This window comes from Psychrobacter proteolyticus, assembly GCF_003350005.1.
Classification (GTDB): Bacteria; Pseudomonadota; Gammaproteobacteria; order Pseudomonadales; family Moraxellaceae; genus Psychrobacter; species Psychrobacter proteolyticus.
Map to the genome: position 1 here is coordinate 400,983 of NZ_QLKS01000002.1, position 17,735 is coordinate 418,717.

The window sequence follows — 17,735 nt, forward strand, 5'->3', positions numbered from 1 at the left end:
TTAATTTTATTAATACTAAATCGGTATACCACTATATAGGGCTGGCATGTTATTCCAATCTATACGGCGCTTGCGTCATTTTGTTTATGATATTTTACAAAATGAAGAACATGACACGTTATTTAGCCGTTACGTCGATTACTTTCTCATATTTTTGATCATGACTAACGTAGCCGCTGTGATAGCGGAGTCTGTCGATCAATGGTATTACCCTTATCAAGATTACTTCACCTTATTTGAAAACTTTTCTATCGTTGTTTTTTCTGTTGAGTACTTATTGCGTTTGTGGAGTGTCGCTGAAGCCAAGCCTGACAATACTACGTGGAAACAGCGTTGGGATTGGATTAGAAGCCCATCAGCGTTGATTGATTTAGTAGCGATCGTGCCAGCATTTTTGAATTTCTTTGTCAATATTGACTTGCGTTTCTTACGCATTTTACGCTTGTTTCGAATCCTAAAACTGACTCGTTATTTTGCTTCCATGCGTATTTTGCTAGTCGTGATTAGCAAGGAGCGAGGCTCATTTCAGGCTGTTATCTTTATTCTCATTATTATGATTGTGACTGCCTCTAGCGGTATTTACCTAGTGGAGAATCACGCACAGCCAGATGAGTTTGAGTCCATACCTAAAGCGATGTGGTGGGCTGTGGTGACACTGACAACGGTAGGATACGGAGATGTCACGCCAATTACTAATGCGGGCAAAATACTGGGTGCTGTCATTACGATATTGGGTGTGGGTCTTGCCGCACTGCCGGCTGGTATTCTAGCGACAGGATTGGCAAATGAATTGGCTCAGCGCCGTGAAGAGCTTGAACAGCATTTTCGTGAGCAGTTAATTGATAGCGATTTTGATCTGGTACAGAATCAGATGATGATTGATAAAATTCGTCGAGAGCTAGGTTTAGATAAAGAGCAGGCGCAAAATATCGTCTTACAGGTACTTCGAGAGCAAGAGCTTGAACGGCGTGAAACAGAAGTTGAAACGCGCCAAAAGAACTTCTGTCCGCATTGCGGTGAAGTTTTATAGGCAAGTATTAAATGATTTATAACAGATAGGCTTTTAGCAATTAATTACAGCCAATAATTTACCCATAAAAAGAGGTCTTGTGTTTGCATGGCACAAGACCTCTTTTATATTCGATGACTAATTGTTCTTATATTCCCTGAGGAACGGGCAGTGCACGTGCTAACTCATGAGCCACTTCTTGTGCTGCATCTGCCAAATCTTCTGCAGTGAGTGGTAAGTTTTGCAATGTTAAGTGCCAGTCATCAACAGATCGACGCAGATGCGCTACCCATAGCGTGGTGCAGTCGCGTGGCAGCTGCTTAAGGTTGACTTCAAAACAACGGTTTCCTTCATCGTCACTCAGATGAATTTCGCCTTTCTTGACTCTAGAAAACGAATGGCCATGGTATGAGTTGGCAATTAAACCAATATGAGTAATATGAGTGGGTATTTTCTCAAGCTCCAGTCTGATCTGCTCTTGATCAAGCGGGGCAAGATACATGGCTTGCTCGCCGCGATCCTTACCATTTAAGCTGTCTCCTTGATGCTTGACCGACTCAGCTTTATCTCGTAATTGCTTAAACCAAACGATGTCACTGATGACACAATTATCATCATATAATACGCAAGCCAAATCAATATCCATCGCGCTTTGATTTTTTTTGAAGCGCTTAAACATGCCTTTTGGCTCAATTTTGGTAAATTCATAATTGAGCGCAAAGAATAAAGTTCCTGCGTCTAGTCCCAGTCCTCGTAAACTATCTGACAACAGTGGTGATGGGGCAGTGGTCGACATAACTTTCCTTTTTTATTCTTAGTTTCTAACCGTTATCTAGATTTGATGTTTGCTTACTTAAGGCGTGCTGAGGTTAGCCTATCTCAGGTCAGTGATGTCACTCGCTGATTGCTGTCGAAGACTTATCTAATACCGCTTGATAGAGCAGCTCAGGCTTAGCATCTAATAACCCACTACCAAATCCACGTAGCCACCAGACCAGCTGTGAGGTTAAGTTAACAGTGGCTTTTACAGTAAGGGTGTTATCCTCATTTAACGTAACGGTTTGATCGTCATTAAGCTTACTTTCAGTCAGACTCTTACCTGCTTGCCTAGTGAACTTAAGCTCAACAGCGGTATTCTTGCCACGCTCGTCCAATTCGCCAAACAGTGGATGACTAAAGCCCATACTGCCTTCATCCAAATACGTATCGAGTTGAAAGTTCTCTGGCGTTTTTGCAGCGGTTTCGAGAATCTCAACACTATCAAAACGATGTAAGGCAAAGGTGCGAATGGTGGCTTCTGGATCGTCAGTACGAGTTGCAAGTAGATAGATAATCACGCCGCGCTGAATAATTGCGATTGGATTTAGGATATATTCGCTGGCTTGTAATTTGTTGCTACGAGTATAACAAGCATGAATCTGCAGTTGATAAAATAGCGCGTGGTAAATATTGTCTTTACTGTCCAAATCTATATCTGGTGCGATAAGCGGCTGGGTGGCAGGCTCAATACGCACTCTGTCTATCCAAGAGTGGGTCACTTTGCTGTTTTTGAGCTGTCGCCGTGCTAAGTCAAACCAAGGAAATAATTCATCTAAAATAACAGGTGGCAGTAACTGGGTCAGATTGGCCTCGACCATATTAAAAGCAACCGCTTGTGATAAGTTCATATGCGGCAAACTTTGTAACGGTGCGTCTTCTTTCCAGCGCCATCCTTGAGGATTAGCATTATTTTTTTCGATAGGGAAGCGTTTGGCAAGGGCGTTCAAATCACGTTGGACAGTACGTAGGCTGATATCAAAGCCTGCCATCATCAGCTGCTCATAAATATGTGTGGTGCCTACCCAGCGATTGCGCTGTAGCTGTGATAGTACCTGCCATTGCCGAGCAGTCGTTGCCGCACCATGTCGATTGTCACTAATATTGGCGACATTGACCTCTTTTGAGGTACCAGTATCTACAGCTGCAAGCGCACCTGCCTGCTCACTAGGATTGGACTGAGCTTGGATGTTATCAGCATCAGTAGGATGTACAGTCATTAAGAGATACCCTTTATGAAGTTACAAGTCGGTTTCTGGCACGATATTACTCGATCAGGAACCGTTAATCATCGCAGAAAAGCAGCGTAGCGTCTAGCGACGTTCATGCATGCGTATGTTTATTTAATAGTTGCTATTCGATGGTTGCTGCTCGATCTAGCCATAGACATAACAATGAATCTAGTCGAACAGCAATGTGCGTGCGTATCGGTAGTACCGTTTAAATTTTAATTGCCATCCTCATCGACAGCTGTTGTCTCGCTATCGTTTAGGGTGTCATCAATAGGCTTAGCATCGCTTTGCTTGTTACTTTCCTCGCTACCTTTCTTATCACTTCTCTCACCTTTTCGCTTTTCTTTTATTCTCTTATCTTCTTTCTTTTGACGTTTTTCTTTACGCTTTTTCTTCGCTTTCTTTTTGGACTTTTCATCATCGATGTCGTCCGTGCTGTCTTGATTTTCATCCCATAGCATCAGACGACTTAATACTTTGCCAAATAAAGTATCTTTACGATAACGGCCTTTTTTATTCATGGTGTCGATGGGCAAGCCAGTCATCAGCGTCAGGGCCTCACTTAGAGTATAAACGCCATAGATATGAAATTTGCCTCTATTTACTGCATCGATAATATCGTCACGTAGCATCAGTTGTTTGACATTAGCCATCGGAATGACGACGCCTTGATCGCCTGTTAGCTCTTGCTCACGGCAAGCGTCGAAGAAACCTGCGATTTTAGCATTGATGCCACCAACCGCTTGTACTTCGCCTAGCTGGTTCATAGATCCAGTAATCGCGAGAGACTGATTGATGGGGACGTTTGCTAATGCGGATAGTAATGCACAGCCTTCGCTAACGGTAGCACTATCGCCATCGATTTGCGCGTAGCTTTGCTCGAATGCCAGTGAAGCACTAAAGTTCAGTGCATGATGTTGACTAAACAGCGCTCGCAAATAACTGGTCATAATCAGCATGCCCTTGGCGTGCAAACTACCGCCCAAGTCTACATCACGCTCAATATCAAGAATTTCACCTGTGCCAATATTGGGCTGAATGACTGCAGTAAGCCGTGCTGGCATGCCAAACTCACTATCGGCATAACTGACTACGGTTAAAGCATTAACTTGTCCGATAGCATTGCCTTGCGTTTGGATCAGCTGCTGGCCATTTTTAAGCTCGTCCCAGTACAGATCACGTAAATATCCTGAACGCTCATCCATATCATCAATTGCTTGAATGACATGATCTGCCGTTACCATAGTCTCATTGTTTAATCGAGCGTGACGGTTTGACTCATGCAATAGTTTAATCAATAAGTCACTGTGTAGGCTTAAGCGATCTTGTTCTTCAGCTTGCAAGCTTAAATGCTCAAGTAGCGTGGCCTGTGCACTACTATCAAACGGATAAAGGTTGGCATAGTCGATGATATCGGCCATTTTTGCGACCAATGCCAATTCATGCTCAGTGGTACGAGGTACATCGTCATGAAAGTCAGCTCGGACTTTGAATACTGCATCAAATTCAGGCTCAAGCTCTAGTAGTTCGTAATATAAATCTGCTTCACCTAACAAAATAACTTTGATATCTAAATCAATAGGCGCTGGTGAGAGAGACAAGCTACCGGTTAGCGTCAGCATTTGCTCTAGACTCGATAGTTTGATTTTTCGTGACTGTAATGCGCGCTTTAAGCCTTGCCACGCATAAGGGTGCTCAAGTACGTGGCTGGCTTCTAACAATAAATAGCCGCCATTAGCACGGTGTAGAGCACCTGCACGAATCATACTCACGTCAGTGGTTACTGTGCCTAATTGGGTGATTTGCTCGACATGCCCCAATAAATTGAGATGGGTTGGCAAATCTTCAAAAACCACGGGTGCGCCACTGTCAGGTGTGTGACTGACAATAACATTGACCGCATAACGACTGGGCGTCGTAGCCAACACTGCCGTCACAAACTCCTCATCATCGCCATTGACGATACGCTCTACGTGAGTGACCATGTCATCAAATACAGCCTTGAGATATGCCACGACAAGTGGATGAGTCGCAAACTGCTCGTAGATAGGGGTAAATAATGGCTGTAGAGCACGTTGGGCAATACTACGATGTAGCGACTCGATCTCATCGTTGGCTTCGTCTTCTAATTGCTCTAAAGCGATGGTTAATTGACTTAGGCGCTTTTGCATATGGTTCTTTTGCACGAAGTTATTCAGCTCAGCTTCATACTCATTATTGCTATATGTAGAGTCTTGGTTTTCTTTACTCTCGTTAGCTTTATCGCTCAAGATATTAACTTTTTCGCTATCATCGAGCCTTTCTGAATTTTTATGATTGCTGGGTATTTTTATTTGCTTGTCATTATCGCTGTTGCTTTCTGTAGGTAATTGACTAGGATGAACAAATACGGCCTTATTATCGAACGAGCGAAACGTCAATGCTAGGTCATATTGTTTGCCTTCAGCATTAAGCGCGTCATAGGCATGACTTTCTTTTTGATGAGTACTGTTTTTGATGGCTTCGATTTTGCTCTGGTATTGATCACTACGAAAGCGTTGGCTTAAACGCTTTTTTGCTTGCTGCCATAAGTTATTAACTTGCTGCTGTAATAGCGAGGCTTGACCAGCTGGTAGACGCAGCGCCAATGGTGTGCGTGGATCGGTGAAATTATGCACATATACCCAATCATCTGGCGTTGGTGCGTCGGCGGCAATACGCGTCAAAAGACGACTAATCACAGTACGTTTGCCCAAACCGTTTTCACCAGCGGCAAACACATGGTAACCACTGGCTTTAATATCCAGCGCTGTATGCAATGCTTTAAGCGCGCGTTGTTGGCCGAAACCAACATCTAAGTCAGGCGCAGTACGTGTATCTGTAGGTAACTCATCAGGGTCGCTATAGCGTTTTAATTGCTCAGCGGAAATGCGACAATTTTGCTGAACTTCTATGAAGATAGGGTTTGGGGTATCAGGTGCTGTTTGCTTAGTATTTTTTGTATCGGTAGCAGGTACTACCATATTGTTAGCGTCTTTTGATACTTGCGATATAGGGGTGTAGGGTTGTTCTGTCATAGGCGTTTGAAAAATCATCTTAAAAAGTATTAAAGGAATATGAGAAGTGATTGGTTTTATCTAGTCATGCGTATTCTGAGTTTTTTATAATCAATCATGACATCTTACAAGATATAGTCACCTATTAGCGAAGTCATTAAGCGCAGTTTTGTATCATATTTAGACAAATGCTTGAGCGTAAACAGTAAAAAACGAATGACTTAATCAACGAATTGGAGACAATCAAAGCAGAATAACGCCTCATGACAAGCGTAGATAGTATAAGATGTCCCACATTGGCGCAATCTGCAACTATTCAATGGGCAGACTGCATGATAAAATAAACGGTTCACAAGTCAAAACTGGATAACTCGTTGTATGTCAGCTTCCGCTAAAAACTCTTCATCGTCTGCTAGTATGGGTAATATCAATATTGATCCGGCTGGTTTCGTAAAGCTTGGTGCGCAACTGCCAAAGCTGGCTAATATCTTGGCGCAAGCGATAAATGAGCTGGGTCTGCCGTTAAGTGAAACGCAGCAGCGCACGTTATTATTGTACTTAGACCAGCTTTTACTATGGAATAAAGCGTATAATCTGACCGCGATCACTGATCCAGAAGAAGCGCTGATCAAGCATGTGATAGATTGTCTGTCTATTATAACGCATTTACCTGCTGGATCGTTGCTAGATATTGGCACGGGAGCAGGGTTACCAGCAGTGATTATTGCCATTTGTCAGCCTGAGCGCCAGTGTACGGCGCTTGATAGCAATCAGAAGAAAATTCGCTTTATTAAGCAAATCAGCAGCGAGCTCGGTTTGAGTAATATGCAGCCGATTGCATCGCGTATTGAAGCGCATGAAGCAAGCTATGCAGTGGTGACATCACGAGCGTTTGCCAGTTTGATAGATTTTGTAGAAGTAGCGCAGCCAAGATTAGCAAATGGCGGCTTCTTATGTGCTATGAAAGGCAAAGTTCCGAGTGAGGAAGAGCTACAAGCACTCGATAGCGATTGGCATATCAAAACTATTAAACTGACGGTGCCACGTTTGCACGACAGTCGTCATTTAATTGAAATGTCTGCTAAAGATAGTTGAACCATAAACACTTCGCAGTCATGAAACAGGCACTGTTTTTTGTGAAACACAGTTTACGTCTGTATCTAAATGACATAGTATTTAAAAGCATTTAAAATGCTCGACCGCAAACTGAGCATTTTAGACCATAAATTGCTTATTTTTAAATATTGAGCGAGTGTCGCTGTACAAGATTGAACAAAAATAATCGTACCAACCGAGTCAAAAGTAATAGACCCTAATAAAATTGAGTGAGTGTATGGAAATCATAGCCATTGCGAATCAAAAAGGCGGTGTGGGTAAAACCACAACGGCAGTAAATTTGACCGCCAGCTTGGCTGCTAAACGCAAGCATGTACTGCTGATTGACTTAGACCCACAAGGTAATGCGACCAGTGGTACAGGCGTTGACAAAAACGAGTTGGATCTTACCATAGCGGACGTTTTGCTAGATGGTGTCGCGTTGTCTGAAGCAATTGTTACTAGTCCTGCTGGATTCGATGTCATCGGTGCCAATCGAGATTTGGCTGGCATGGACATTACCTTAATGAGCAAGACCGATAGTCATGAGCTGTTCAAAACTGCGATGGCTGAATTGGTTAACGATCAGGTATCCAAACAAAACCAGCCATACGATTATGTGATTATCGATTGTGCGCCTAGTTTGAATCTACTGACGATTAATGCGCTGGTGGCTACAGATAGTGTGATTATCCCTATGCAGTGTGAGTACTATGCACTAGAAGGATTGGCTGACTTATCGCAAACGATTGAACGCCTTACAGAGTTGAACCCTAAGCTGTACATTCGCGGTGTGGTCAGAACGCTATTTGATGCGCGTAACACGCTTGCCCGTGATGTATCTACTGAGCTAGAAGCGCACTTTGGCGATATTATGTATAAAACCCATATTCCGAGAAATATTCGCTTGGCAGAAGCCCCTGCGCATGGCTTACCAGTTATTGCGTATGAGAGATGGTCAAAAGGCGCGCGCGCGTATCAAAAGCTGGCCGCTGAAGTGATGAAACAAAGTAGCTAGTTTTTATCTAAAGTCTCTTACAAAGGGTTTTAGATAAAAAGCGTCATTGATCAAGACAGTAAATGAATAGCATAAGTATAGAACACTTAACATTGTATTTAGTAAGCCGCATCATTAATCAATTGGCTTTTATTTTAGCGTTAGAGGATAGGTAATCATGGCGAAGAAAAGAGGGTTGGCTGCTAATCGGGGCTTAGATGCCTTATTAGGGTCAATCAAAAAAGAAAAGCAAATTACCGCCTCTGCCTTGCAAGACGACATGGTGGCGCGTGAAAATGCTGCGCCAGATATTAATGTGCCTGTAGATACTAATGCGCCTGTAAATACTGTGTCCACAGATATAGCGCCTGATATCACTCCAAAAAAAGCCAGTAAAAAATTATCTGCGAAGACTACTAACGATGCTGCTAGTGAGAGTAGTACTCGCGCGCCACGTTCATCTCGTGCTACTAGTAAGGCGTCGCTCAACAAATCACGTGGCAATAGTGCAGATACGAGCGCAACCGAAGACCAGATTAGCCTTGTGCAGATTGATGTCACACGTTTGCAAGCAGGTAAGTACCAGCCTCGTCGTGATATGAGTGAGACAGCACTTGCAGAATTGGCATCTTCTATCGAGCAGCATGGCGTGATGCAGCCTATCGTTATCCGCCCGCTATTGGCAAATGAGGATAAGAGTGAAGCATTCGTCACTCACGAAATTATCGCTGGTGAACGCCGCTGGCGCGCAGCAAAAATGGCAGGAAAAGCAGTTATCCCTGCGATTGAGCGCGCCTTATCTGATGAGTTGGCAATTGCATTAGCACTGATTGAAAATATTCAGCGCGAAGACTTGTCAGTGATTGAGCAGGCGGCAGCATTGCAGCGATTTCATACGGAGTTTGGTATGAGTCATGCCATGATTGCTGAAGTCGTTGGCAAGGCGCGTACGACAGTATCGAATCTACTTCGTTTAAATCAGCTGCATGATACAGTTAAAGACCATTTAGCCAACAGTGCGCTAGATATGGGTCATGCTCGTACGCTTTTAGCATTGTCCTCTGAACAGCAACCTATCATCGCGCAAAAGATTATCGATGGTGGTATGACCGTGCGAGAAGCTGAAAAATTGGTCAAATCAATCTTGCAGCCAGCGCCCAAAATCAATCGTGCTGAACAAGCACAATCTCGTGATGTAGAGCGTTTGACACAAAGATTGACAGACATGCTTGGTGCTGAAGTCAAACTAAAGCATAAAAAAGATGGTCAAGGTAGTGTTGAGATATTTTTCCACAATCAAGATCAATTAGCTGCGCTGATTAAACATATAGAAGCTCAGGCTTAATAACGTTTGCGAGTTAGCCGTATCTATCCAAATGCTAAATCGCCTCTGTAATAATTATTTTTGCAAAAATATGGAAGAGAGTGAGTATGTGGGAATTGGTAAAAGCAGGTGGCTGGCTAATGACACCTATTGTTGTTTGCTCTGTATTGGCTTTGGTTATTATCATTGAGCGTAGTCATACGCTGCAGTTTAACAAAGTCGCTCCTAGCAGGCTGCGCGACCAGTTGATAACTCGTTTACGTGAAAATGGCGATATTGGCCGTATACAACTGATGAATGTAAAAGAAAAGACGGCGCTTGGCGATATCTTGGCAACGGGGTTGCTATATCGTCAGTATGGGCTAGAGTCGATGACGATGCACATGCAAAATCGTGCCAGCGTCCAAGTTCATCAGTTGGAAAAAAACATCAATATGTTAGGCACTATCGGTGCGATAGCTCCGTTACTTGGTCTACTAGGTACGGTACTAGGAATTATCTCTTCATTCTTAGCGATTACCGATGGTGCCATGCAAGATCCAACGATGCTAGCCGCTGGCGTATCACAGGCACTAATCACTACCGCTGCTGGTATGATTGTTGCTATCCCTGCGTTGGTTGCTTATCGTTATTTTCAGCGCCGTATCATTGATATTAACGCTCAGTTTGAGACTCAAGCAGGGCTTATGATTCAAGAGCTGTATGATTATCATTTGCTTGCTAGTACGCAGGCATCTACATCTTCTAGCCATAAGTCAATAGATGATAGCATTGTGCAAGAACGTTCATTCGGTGCGTTGGACTCGGATAAAACCAGTATAGCAGCAGTGTAGTAAATACGGTTTTAAAGAATAGAAATCTTAAGCCTATAAATGGTAGCTGAATTAAAGAGATTGATATGCGTTTTAGAAAACCAACGGTTGAACCACTTGAAATTAATCTAACACCGATGATTGATTGTTTACTGTTTTTGATTGTGTTTTTATTACTTGCTACCTCATTTAATCACTTTAGTCGTTTAAATATTATCCTTCCTGAAGCGGAAGGTGTCGCACTGACAGAACAAAACAACAGTATCGAAGTAGCTGTGCAAGAAGATGGTAGCTATTTGGTCAACGGCATTACACTTGCTAGTAGCAATGAGGCTGAACTGACCAGTATGTTGCAGCAAGAGGCGGGCAGCAATCGCGATATGTTATTTGTCATTGCAGCGGATGCCAATGCGACTCATCAGTCTGTGGTACGAGTGATGGATATCGCTGGAAAGCTCGGATTTTTGAATTTAAACATCAGTACAGTGGTACCACTTGGCCAAACGCTGCCGCAATAACAGATATAGTCTTATCATCATAAAACTGTGTAACACACAGCCCATTCATACCATGATACCCAAATTGAGGCTTTTATGAGCCAAGCTTATTTACCTGACTCTAAAAAATCTTCTGCTAAAAATGCATCGGCAGTATCGCCCGTTACTCCTAAGAGTAAGACCTTATTACGCTTATTAAGGTATTTAAAGCCTTATTGGTGGGCATTGCTATTGACAGCGTTAGGTTTTGCAATTAATGCAGGGACAGAGATTTGGACCGCCAAGCTTCTGCAATATATTACTGATGCTATCAATCAGAATGATCGAAGCAAACAAGCCTTATTTCCGCTATTGATTATATTGCTATTCTTTGTGCGCGGGGTTGGTAGTTTTTTGGGTAACTATTACTCTGCATTGGTCTCACGCAACTTAGTCTATGAGCTACGTGTAGAAGTTTTTAATAAATTACTGCGCTTGCCTAGTTCGTTTTATTTGGCCAATCCAGCCGGTACGATTTCATCGAAATTGATATTTGATGTTGAACAGGTCACGGCCGCCAGTACAGACTCAATGAAGACTTTGCTGCGTGATGGTTTGACCGTTGTCGCATTGATCGGCTTTTTGTTCTATAGTAATTGGCGTCTAACGCTTATTTTGTTTGTTGTCTTGCCACCAATACTATGGCTGGTGCGCATTGCATCAAAGCGCTATCTTAAGCTCTCAAAAGGTATCCAAGAGACAATGGGTAATGTCAGTCACATTACCAATGAAGTCATCGGCGGCTATCAAGTGGTCAAAAACTACGGCGGTCAATCATACGAGTCAGCACGTTTTGACAAAACATCCAAGAAAAACTTACGCCAAGGTATGAAGGTTGTTGTTACCAATAGTATTAATACGCCAGCCGTACAGCTGTTGATGGCGATTGCGATGGCCGTTGTCGTCTGGCTTGCGCTGCGACCTGCAGTAATAGACGATATTTCAGCAGGTGAGTTCATCTCTTACATTGCAGCCGCAGGTTTATTGAGTAAGCCAGTACGTTCACTGACTGATATTAATCAGAAGCTGCAAAAAGGTCTGGCTGCCGGTGAGTCGATTTTTGCGCTACTTGATGAGCCAGAAGAAGAGGACACGGGCACAATCAGCAAAGCGCTATCAGGGCAAATGTCGTTAGATAATATCAGCTTGGTATATCCAGATTCGACGGTGGCTCTACGTGACTTTACCTTGAATATTAAAGCAGGCGAGACAGTTGCATTAGTAGGGCGAAGTGGTGCGGGCAAGTCCTCACTAGTCAATTTATTAACACGTACTCTAGAGACGTCTTCAGGGCAAATCACATTAGACGGTATGCCTATTGAAGACATTAAGTTAGAGAGTTTGCGTGCCCAGATTGCAATGGTGAACCAACAAGTAGTATTGTTTAATACCACTGTATTCAATAATATTGCTTACGGCAGCCTAGCTGACAAGACTCAAGCTGAGGTTGAACAAGCCGCAAAAGATGCCTTCGCTCATGACTTTATTATAAAAATGCCAAATGGCTATCAGAGCGAAATTGGTGCCGAAGGGTTGCAACTATCAGGCGGTCAGCGTCAGCGATTATCTATTGCTCGTGCATTATTAAAGGATGCGCCGATTCTAATTTTAGATGAAGCCACTAGCGCGCTTGATAATGAGTCTGAATATTATATCCAACAAGCGCTAGATAATGTGATGAAAGACCGTACTACATTGGTCATTGCCCATCGACTGACGACTATCGAATCAGCGGATCGTATTGCTGTGATGGATGGCGGCCAGATTGTTGAGTTAGGAACGCACAATGAGCTGATGCAGCTGCAAGGCCACTATGCGCAAATGTATGCTCGAGATTTTGAGTAGCCAGTTTAGAAGCTTTTAGCCAATTTTCACGCAGCCATGAACCAATAAGATAAGCGATATTTATTGATGAGTATTGAGACGACAGTCACCCGCGCATGGCAACGTCAAGCTGTTTGGTTGTGGTTGTTGCTGCCTATCAGTTGGTTATACGGTTTCATCACTTTTCTGCGTCGTCAAGCTTATAAGGCCGGCCTATTATCAAGCTATCGAGCACCTATTCCCGTTATGGTCATTGGTAATATCAGTGTGGGCGGTAGTGGTAAGACGCCGCTGATTATTGCTTTGGTCGGCTACTTACAAAAAAAAGGCATAAAAGTAGGGGTAATCAGTCGCGGATATGGCGGTGATACGAGTCAAATGCCAGAATTGGTTAGTGCTACCAGCTTACCCCATGTAGTAGGGGATGAGCCGTGTTTGATTGCTCATATGACAGGCGCTGCTATGGCAGTCTGCCCCAATCGCCAACAAGCGATTGCTACTCTGTTAAAGGCAGAACCTAATTTGCAATTGATTATTGCAGATGATGGTTTGCAGCATTATGCACTACAGCGTGATATCGAATGGATTGTGGTAGATGCTGCCCGTGGGTTTGGTAACAAGCAGCTATTACCAACAGGTTTTTTGCGTGAGCCGATGTCACGATTAGAGGGTGCAAATGTTATCTATCATGAAAAACCAAGTACAGATTTAACTCGGACTTCTAGAAATGGTAATAAGATACAGTCTACTGACCGTTTGACCATGCATTTGCAAGCTGATGAGTTACAACGTCTATGGAATCCTACATCGAGCGCAGCACAACTTAATAGTGTGATGCCTACTAATAATAGTCGTGTTCATGCTGTTAGTGGTATCGGCTATCCGCAGCGGTTTTTTGATACCTTGGAATCTATTGGCTTTGAGGTCATAGGGCATCCTTATCCTGACCATTATGATTTTAGTTTGGCTGAGCTTTTACAATATAATGACTATCCTATTATCGTAACCAGTAAAGATGCGGTAAAAATCAGCGCATTATTGGCGGACTATACAGCGACACAAGCACTCAATGATGAGTATTTAGAACTTGTCAGTAGACTATGGGTGTTGCCAGTGACGGCTGTATTATCAGAGAATAGTTATCATAATCTAGATGAGCAACTAAAGGCACTAGGGGTTCGTATCGACCATGATATGAACACGTCAGCCTCATTATAAATATCAGTTAATGTTTTAAATCTCCGTACCACTTTTATAGGAATACGCCATGTCGTTCGCCACCACACCTGCCAAAACCCATATCGTGATTCCTGCACGTTTCAAGAGTACGCGCTTACCTGGTAAGCCATTGCTAGCTATTCATGGTAAGCCGATGATACTTTGGGTAGCAGAAAAAGCGCAGACAGCAAGTTTTGCTGATGACATGTGTATAGCGACTGATGATGAGCAAATCGCAAAAGTTTGCACCGATGCAGGCTTTGATGTTGTTATGACCAGTAGTGAGCATGCTTCAGGTACGGATCGTTTGGCAGAAGTAGCAGCTATCAAAGGTTGGGCTGACCACGATATTGTGGTGAATATGCAAGGCGATGAACCCCTTGTACCGCCATTGCTTTTGGAGCAAGTACAGGCGCTTTTGGTAGCGGATGAGGATAGCGTGATGGCCACACTCTGTGAGCCTATCGATGACTATGATACGTTCCAAAGACCATCGGTAGTAAAAGTAGTCAGCCAATTTGCTAATAACTTACAGCGTGCGCTTTACTTTAGCCGCGCACCGATTCCTTGTGACCGTGACGTCGTATTAGCTGATAATAATCAGACGCAACCACCAAAGAGCGCCTATCGCCATTTGGGTTTATACGCTTATCGTGTCAGTCTATTACAGCAGTTCGTAAACTGGCCACAAACGCCACTTGAGATACTTGAAAGCTTAGAGCAGTTACGTGTTTTAGAAAATGGTCAGCATATCGCTATCGCAGAAGCTGCCTGTCAGCTACCAGCTGGCGTCGACACACAAGAAGATTTAGACCGTCTAAATGCGATGAGCTTAGATAACTTTCATAACTCTCATAAGTAATAGTCTGAGCAAAGTTGCGTGCGATTCTAAGTTTTCTACAACGCTAAAGTATCGTTGTCGTGGCTATACCTGAAATACCTAATCAATGTGATAGAGCCATAACCATGAATAATTTGACAGGAAATATGGACGCATTAGATAACACAGACCGTATATATTTTGCGCCACTATTGCCATGGCAAAAAGTACTGTGGTTACAGTTGACCAAGCGCGTACTTAAGCAGCAGTCTTTGCCGCATGCATTGCTCGCTGCTGGTATGCAAGGTATGGGCAAACGCGCCTTTGTATGGCGATTGGTCGCTTGGCTATTATGCCGTGAGCGTGGCGCACACCCACTAGGTGCTTGTGAAGTGTGTGAGAGCTGTCAATGGCTCAAGTCGGGAACTCATCCGAGCCTACAAGTATTACCACTCGTTAGTATGCCTATCAGTGCCGAGAGCGATGCGCTTCAAGAAAAATCAAGTAGCACAAAAGATAAAAAAGGCGCTAAAGCTACTAGCAACAGCGCACTTAAGATCAAAGTAGATGATATTCGTGCTTTGCAGCCTTTTATTTATCAAGGCGGGCAAGGGATGCGCATCTGTGTATTAGATCACGCTGAAAAAATGACGGTGGCCGCTGCCAATGCGCTGCTTAAAACATTGGAAGAACCGCAAGCGCAGGTGCATCTGTTTTTGATTAGTGATACGCCTGCTCAGCTATTGCCAACGATTAAGAGTCGTGTTCAACAGTTAGCACTACAGACAATTGAGCCGACTGTTGCTGTCGATTACGTGACGCATGCATTAGGTCACACGATTAACCGCGAAGCCGTCGGTAGCGCTGCGATTGAGCAGTTGATACAACTGGCCAATGGTGCGCCTTTAGCTGCTATAGCTTTGGCACAAGCACCATGGTATAGCAAGCGCAGCCTATGGCTGACCACGTGGCAGGCATTACGTAGTGGTAAACGTAGTGGTGTGGCGGCAAGTGATTATTGGCAAGGTCAGCTTAATATTAAAGAGTTTATACAGCTGTCTGAGCTGATGTTCCTTGATATACGCCGTGTCTGTTTGGGGCTGAGTGAACTACAAAAGGATGTCAATCTATCAACGATATTGGCGACTTATCAGCCTACTGATAGCGGGTTAGAGGCATTTGCCAACAGCGTGCAGCAGACCAAAATCGCACTGCAACAAAATGTGCAAGAAAAATTTGCCTATGATAAGCTAATGCAAGAGTTGGCAAGCTTATAGAGCCATGCTTGAGCGCTTAATTATTGTTCGAAAATTTGCAATTGTTCTTAACTATATACTATCAATTATTTATATAAATATATTAAACCCAGTTGATAAAGGAAGCTGACTATGGCAATGCCAGGACGTGGCGGGATTTTAACCTGTCATTATGAAAGTATCGAGATGTTATATGCCAGCTATTTATCATTTGTCAGTAATGGTGCTTTATTTGTACCATCTGATAAATCTCAGCAATTGGGTGATGAAGTGTTTATTGCTATCACGCTACCCAACTCTAGTGAACGTCTACCAATGAATGGTAAGGTGGTTTGGATTAACTCTAAGAGTCAAGGCAGTCGCCCAGCAGGGTTTGCTGTGCAAATTGGTAGTGATGTCTCTGGTCAAAGAATCAAGAATGAGGTTGAGCGCCTACTAGCGGGAAAAATCGATAGCTTGCAATCGACTTATACTATGTAGTATCTAGGTAATAACTAGGTAGTCTCTAGAAATCACACCTGTATCTTTAATAAGTTTGGCTGTGGTTTTGAACTTATTAATATAAAAAAAGCAGCCTTATTATTTAGTAAGGCTGCTTTTTTAGATCAAGTGTATTTAATTTTTTATAGTAGTAGGTGCTAGTCGCTTAATAACGAGGCGGTACATACATATCATCGGGAATAGGTTCGCGGTAATATTCATCATCGCGTTTGCGATTGGGTAACTCAATTTCGTCACGAGGCACTTCTTTGTAAGGGATTTGGTCGAGCAAATGGGCAATACAGTTCAGCCTAGCACGTTTTTTATTATTGCCTTCGACAACCCACCAGGGTGCTTCAGGAATATGAGTTCGCTCAAACATGGTTTCTTTTGCTTTGGTGTAATCTTCCCAGCGTCGGCGCGACTGTAGGTCCATCGGTGAGAGTTTCCACTGCTTAAGCGGATCATATATTCGGCTCATAAATCGTGCATGTTGCTCATCATCGGTGATAGAAAACCAGTATTTTACTAAGCGAATGCCTGAGCGTACGAGCATACGCTCAAACTCTGGTACTGATTGAAAAAATTCCTCATATTGCGCGTCAGTACAAAACCCCATGACACGCTCAACGCCTCCGCGGTTGTACCAACTACGGTCAAACAATACGATTTCGCCTGCTGCAGGTAAGTGGGCCACGTAACGTTGAAAGTACCACTGCGTTTGCTCGCGCTCAGTGGGAGCTGGCAGGGCAGCTACCCTGCAAACGCGTGGGTTTAATCGTTGGGTAATGCGTTTAATGGCGCCACCTTTACCAGCAGAATCTCGCCCTTCAAAGATAACGACAATACGCTCACCGCGATCAACGACCCAATCTTGTAGTTTTATCAGTTCTCGCTGTAGTCGTACCAACTCTTGAAAGTAGGTGCGTCGATCCAGTTTTTCTTGCTCGCTCATTTCACGTCCGTTAAAACGAAAGTCACGTGCATAGTCATCTATTTCATTTTCTAGTTCTTCATCATAGGTATCAATTAAGTCTTGGTGCATTTTTCGACGTAAATCATCATCAAGAATGTCTTTTTCGATGCGTTCAGTAAGAATGGCTTGTTCCTGATGGTACCGATCTAAATCCTCTTCAGTCGTTAGAGATTGAAAATCAGCGGTTGTAAGCGGTTCTGTCATCACCAGTTTTTCAGAGCCAAAAATAACTTGCCTCATTTTTTTTAATAAAATTTTTGTCTTACCCATAAATATTACCTTTGTTTTGCGTATCGGCTTTTTTA

The 17,735-nt window shown here is 43.3% G+C and carries 15 protein-coding genes; 11 read left to right on the forward strand and 4 right to left on the reverse strand.

Annotation, left to right across the window (positions count from 1 at the left end):
• Nucleotides 1-46 precede the first annotated feature (46 nt).
• Nucleotides 47-1,030, forward strand: coding sequence for an ion transporter (locus tag DXK30_RS06175; protein ID WP_114700944.1), 984 nt, complete (start codon nucleotides 47-49; stop codon nucleotides 1,028-1,030).
• A gap of 127 nt (nucleotides 1,031-1,157) precedes the next feature.
• Here DXK30_RS06175 and DXK30_RS06180 read toward each other — a convergent pair whose 3' ends face one another.
• The 3 genes from DXK30_RS06180 to DXK30_RS06190 form a co-directional block, all read right to left on the reverse strand.
• Complete coding sequence (locus DXK30_RS06180; RefSeq protein ID WP_114700945.1) at nucleotides 1,158-1,805, reverse strand: TerD family protein; 648 nt, start codon at nucleotides 1,803-1,805, stop codon at nucleotides 1,158-1,160.
• A gap of 97 nt (nucleotides 1,806-1,902) precedes the next feature.
• Complete coding sequence (locus DXK30_RS06185; protein ID WP_114700946.1) at nucleotides 1,903-3,045, reverse strand: helix-turn-helix transcriptional regulator; 1,143 nt, start codon at nucleotides 3,043-3,045, stop codon at nucleotides 1,903-1,905.
• Between the two features lie 227 nt (nucleotides 3,046-3,272).
• Nucleotides 3,273-6,113 carry an ATP-binding protein gene (locus tag DXK30_RS06190; RefSeq protein WP_114701122.1) on the reverse strand — a complete coding sequence of 947 codons (2,841 nt, stop codon included), beginning with the start codon at nucleotides 6,111-6,113 and terminating at the stop codon, nucleotides 3,273-3,275.
• 357 nt (nucleotides 6,114-6,470) lie between these two features.
• On the opposite strand from DXK30_RS06190, the gene rsmG reads away from it, so the two are divergent.
• The 10 genes from rsmG to DXK30_RS06240 all read left to right on the forward strand — a co-directional run bounded on the left by rsmG (nucleotide 6,471) and on the right by DXK30_RS06240 (nucleotide 16,454).
• Nucleotides 6,471-7,187 (forward strand): 16S rRNA (guanine(527)-N(7))-methyltransferase RsmG, encoded by a 717-nt coding sequence (gene rsmG, locus DXK30_RS06195; protein ID WP_114700947.1) that lies wholly within the window; start codon nucleotides 6,471-6,473, stop codon nucleotides 7,185-7,187.
• Nucleotides 7,188-7,425: 238 nt separating this feature from the next.
• Nucleotides 7,426-8,205, forward strand: a complete 780-nt coding sequence (locus DXK30_RS06200) for a ParA family protein (RefSeq protein WP_114700948.1) — start codon at nucleotides 7,426-7,428, stop codon at nucleotides 8,203-8,205.
• Between the two features lie 157 nt (nucleotides 8,206-8,362).
• Nucleotides 8,363-9,529 carry a ParB/RepB/Spo0J family partition protein gene (locus tag DXK30_RS06205; RefSeq protein WP_114700949.1) on the forward strand — a complete coding sequence of 389 codons (1,167 nt, stop codon included), beginning with the start codon at nucleotides 8,363-8,365 and terminating at the stop codon, nucleotides 9,527-9,529.
• Between the two features lie 86 nt (nucleotides 9,530-9,615).
• Entirely contained in the window at nucleotides 9,616-10,341 is a 726-nt protein-coding gene (locus DXK30_RS06210) for a MotA/TolQ/ExbB proton channel family protein (protein ID WP_114700950.1), read from the forward strand.
• 65 nt (nucleotides 10,342-10,406) lie between these two features.
• Nucleotides 10,407-10,838: an ExbD/TolR family protein gene (locus DXK30_RS06215; protein ID WP_057759437.1), complete on the forward strand. Its 432-nt coding sequence runs from the start codon at nucleotides 10,407-10,409 to the stop codon at nucleotides 10,836-10,838.
• 75 nt (nucleotides 10,839-10,913) lie between these two features.
• Nucleotides 10,914-12,701 (forward strand): lipid A export permease/ATP-binding protein MsbA, encoded by a 1,788-nt coding sequence (gene msbA, locus DXK30_RS06220; RefSeq protein ID WP_114700951.1) that lies wholly within the window; start codon nucleotides 10,914-10,916, stop codon nucleotides 12,699-12,701.
• 66 nt (nucleotides 12,702-12,767) lie between these two features.
• Nucleotides 12,768-13,898 (forward strand): tetraacyldisaccharide 4'-kinase, encoded by a 1,131-nt coding sequence (lpxK, locus tag DXK30_RS06225; protein ID WP_114700952.1) that lies wholly within the window; start codon nucleotides 12,768-12,770, stop codon nucleotides 13,896-13,898.
• A 49-nt stretch (nucleotides 13,899-13,947) separates the two neighbouring features.
• Nucleotides 13,948-14,760, forward strand: coding sequence for a 3-deoxy-manno-octulosonate cytidylyltransferase (kdsB, locus tag DXK30_RS06230; RefSeq protein WP_114700953.1), 813 nt, complete (start codon nucleotides 13,948-13,950; stop codon nucleotides 14,758-14,760).
• Between the two features lie 104 nt (nucleotides 14,761-14,864).
• Entirely contained in the window at nucleotides 14,865-15,995 is a 1,131-nt protein-coding gene (locus tag DXK30_RS06235; RefSeq protein ID WP_114700954.1) for a DNA polymerase III subunit delta', read from the forward strand.
• Nucleotides 15,996-16,106: 111 nt separating this feature from the next.
• Entirely contained in the window at nucleotides 16,107-16,454 is a 348-nt protein-coding gene (locus tag DXK30_RS06240) for a PilZ domain-containing protein (protein WP_114700955.1), read from the forward strand.
• 166 nt (nucleotides 16,455-16,620) lie between these two features.
• On the opposite strand, the gene ppk2 is transcribed toward DXK30_RS06240, so the two are convergent.
• A complete protein-coding gene (gene ppk2 / locus DXK30_RS06245) occupies nucleotides 16,621-17,700 on the reverse strand; it encodes a polyphosphate kinase 2 (RefSeq protein ID WP_240314084.1) in 1,080 nt (359 codons plus the stop codon).
• Nucleotides 17,701-17,735: the final 35 nt, after the last annotated feature.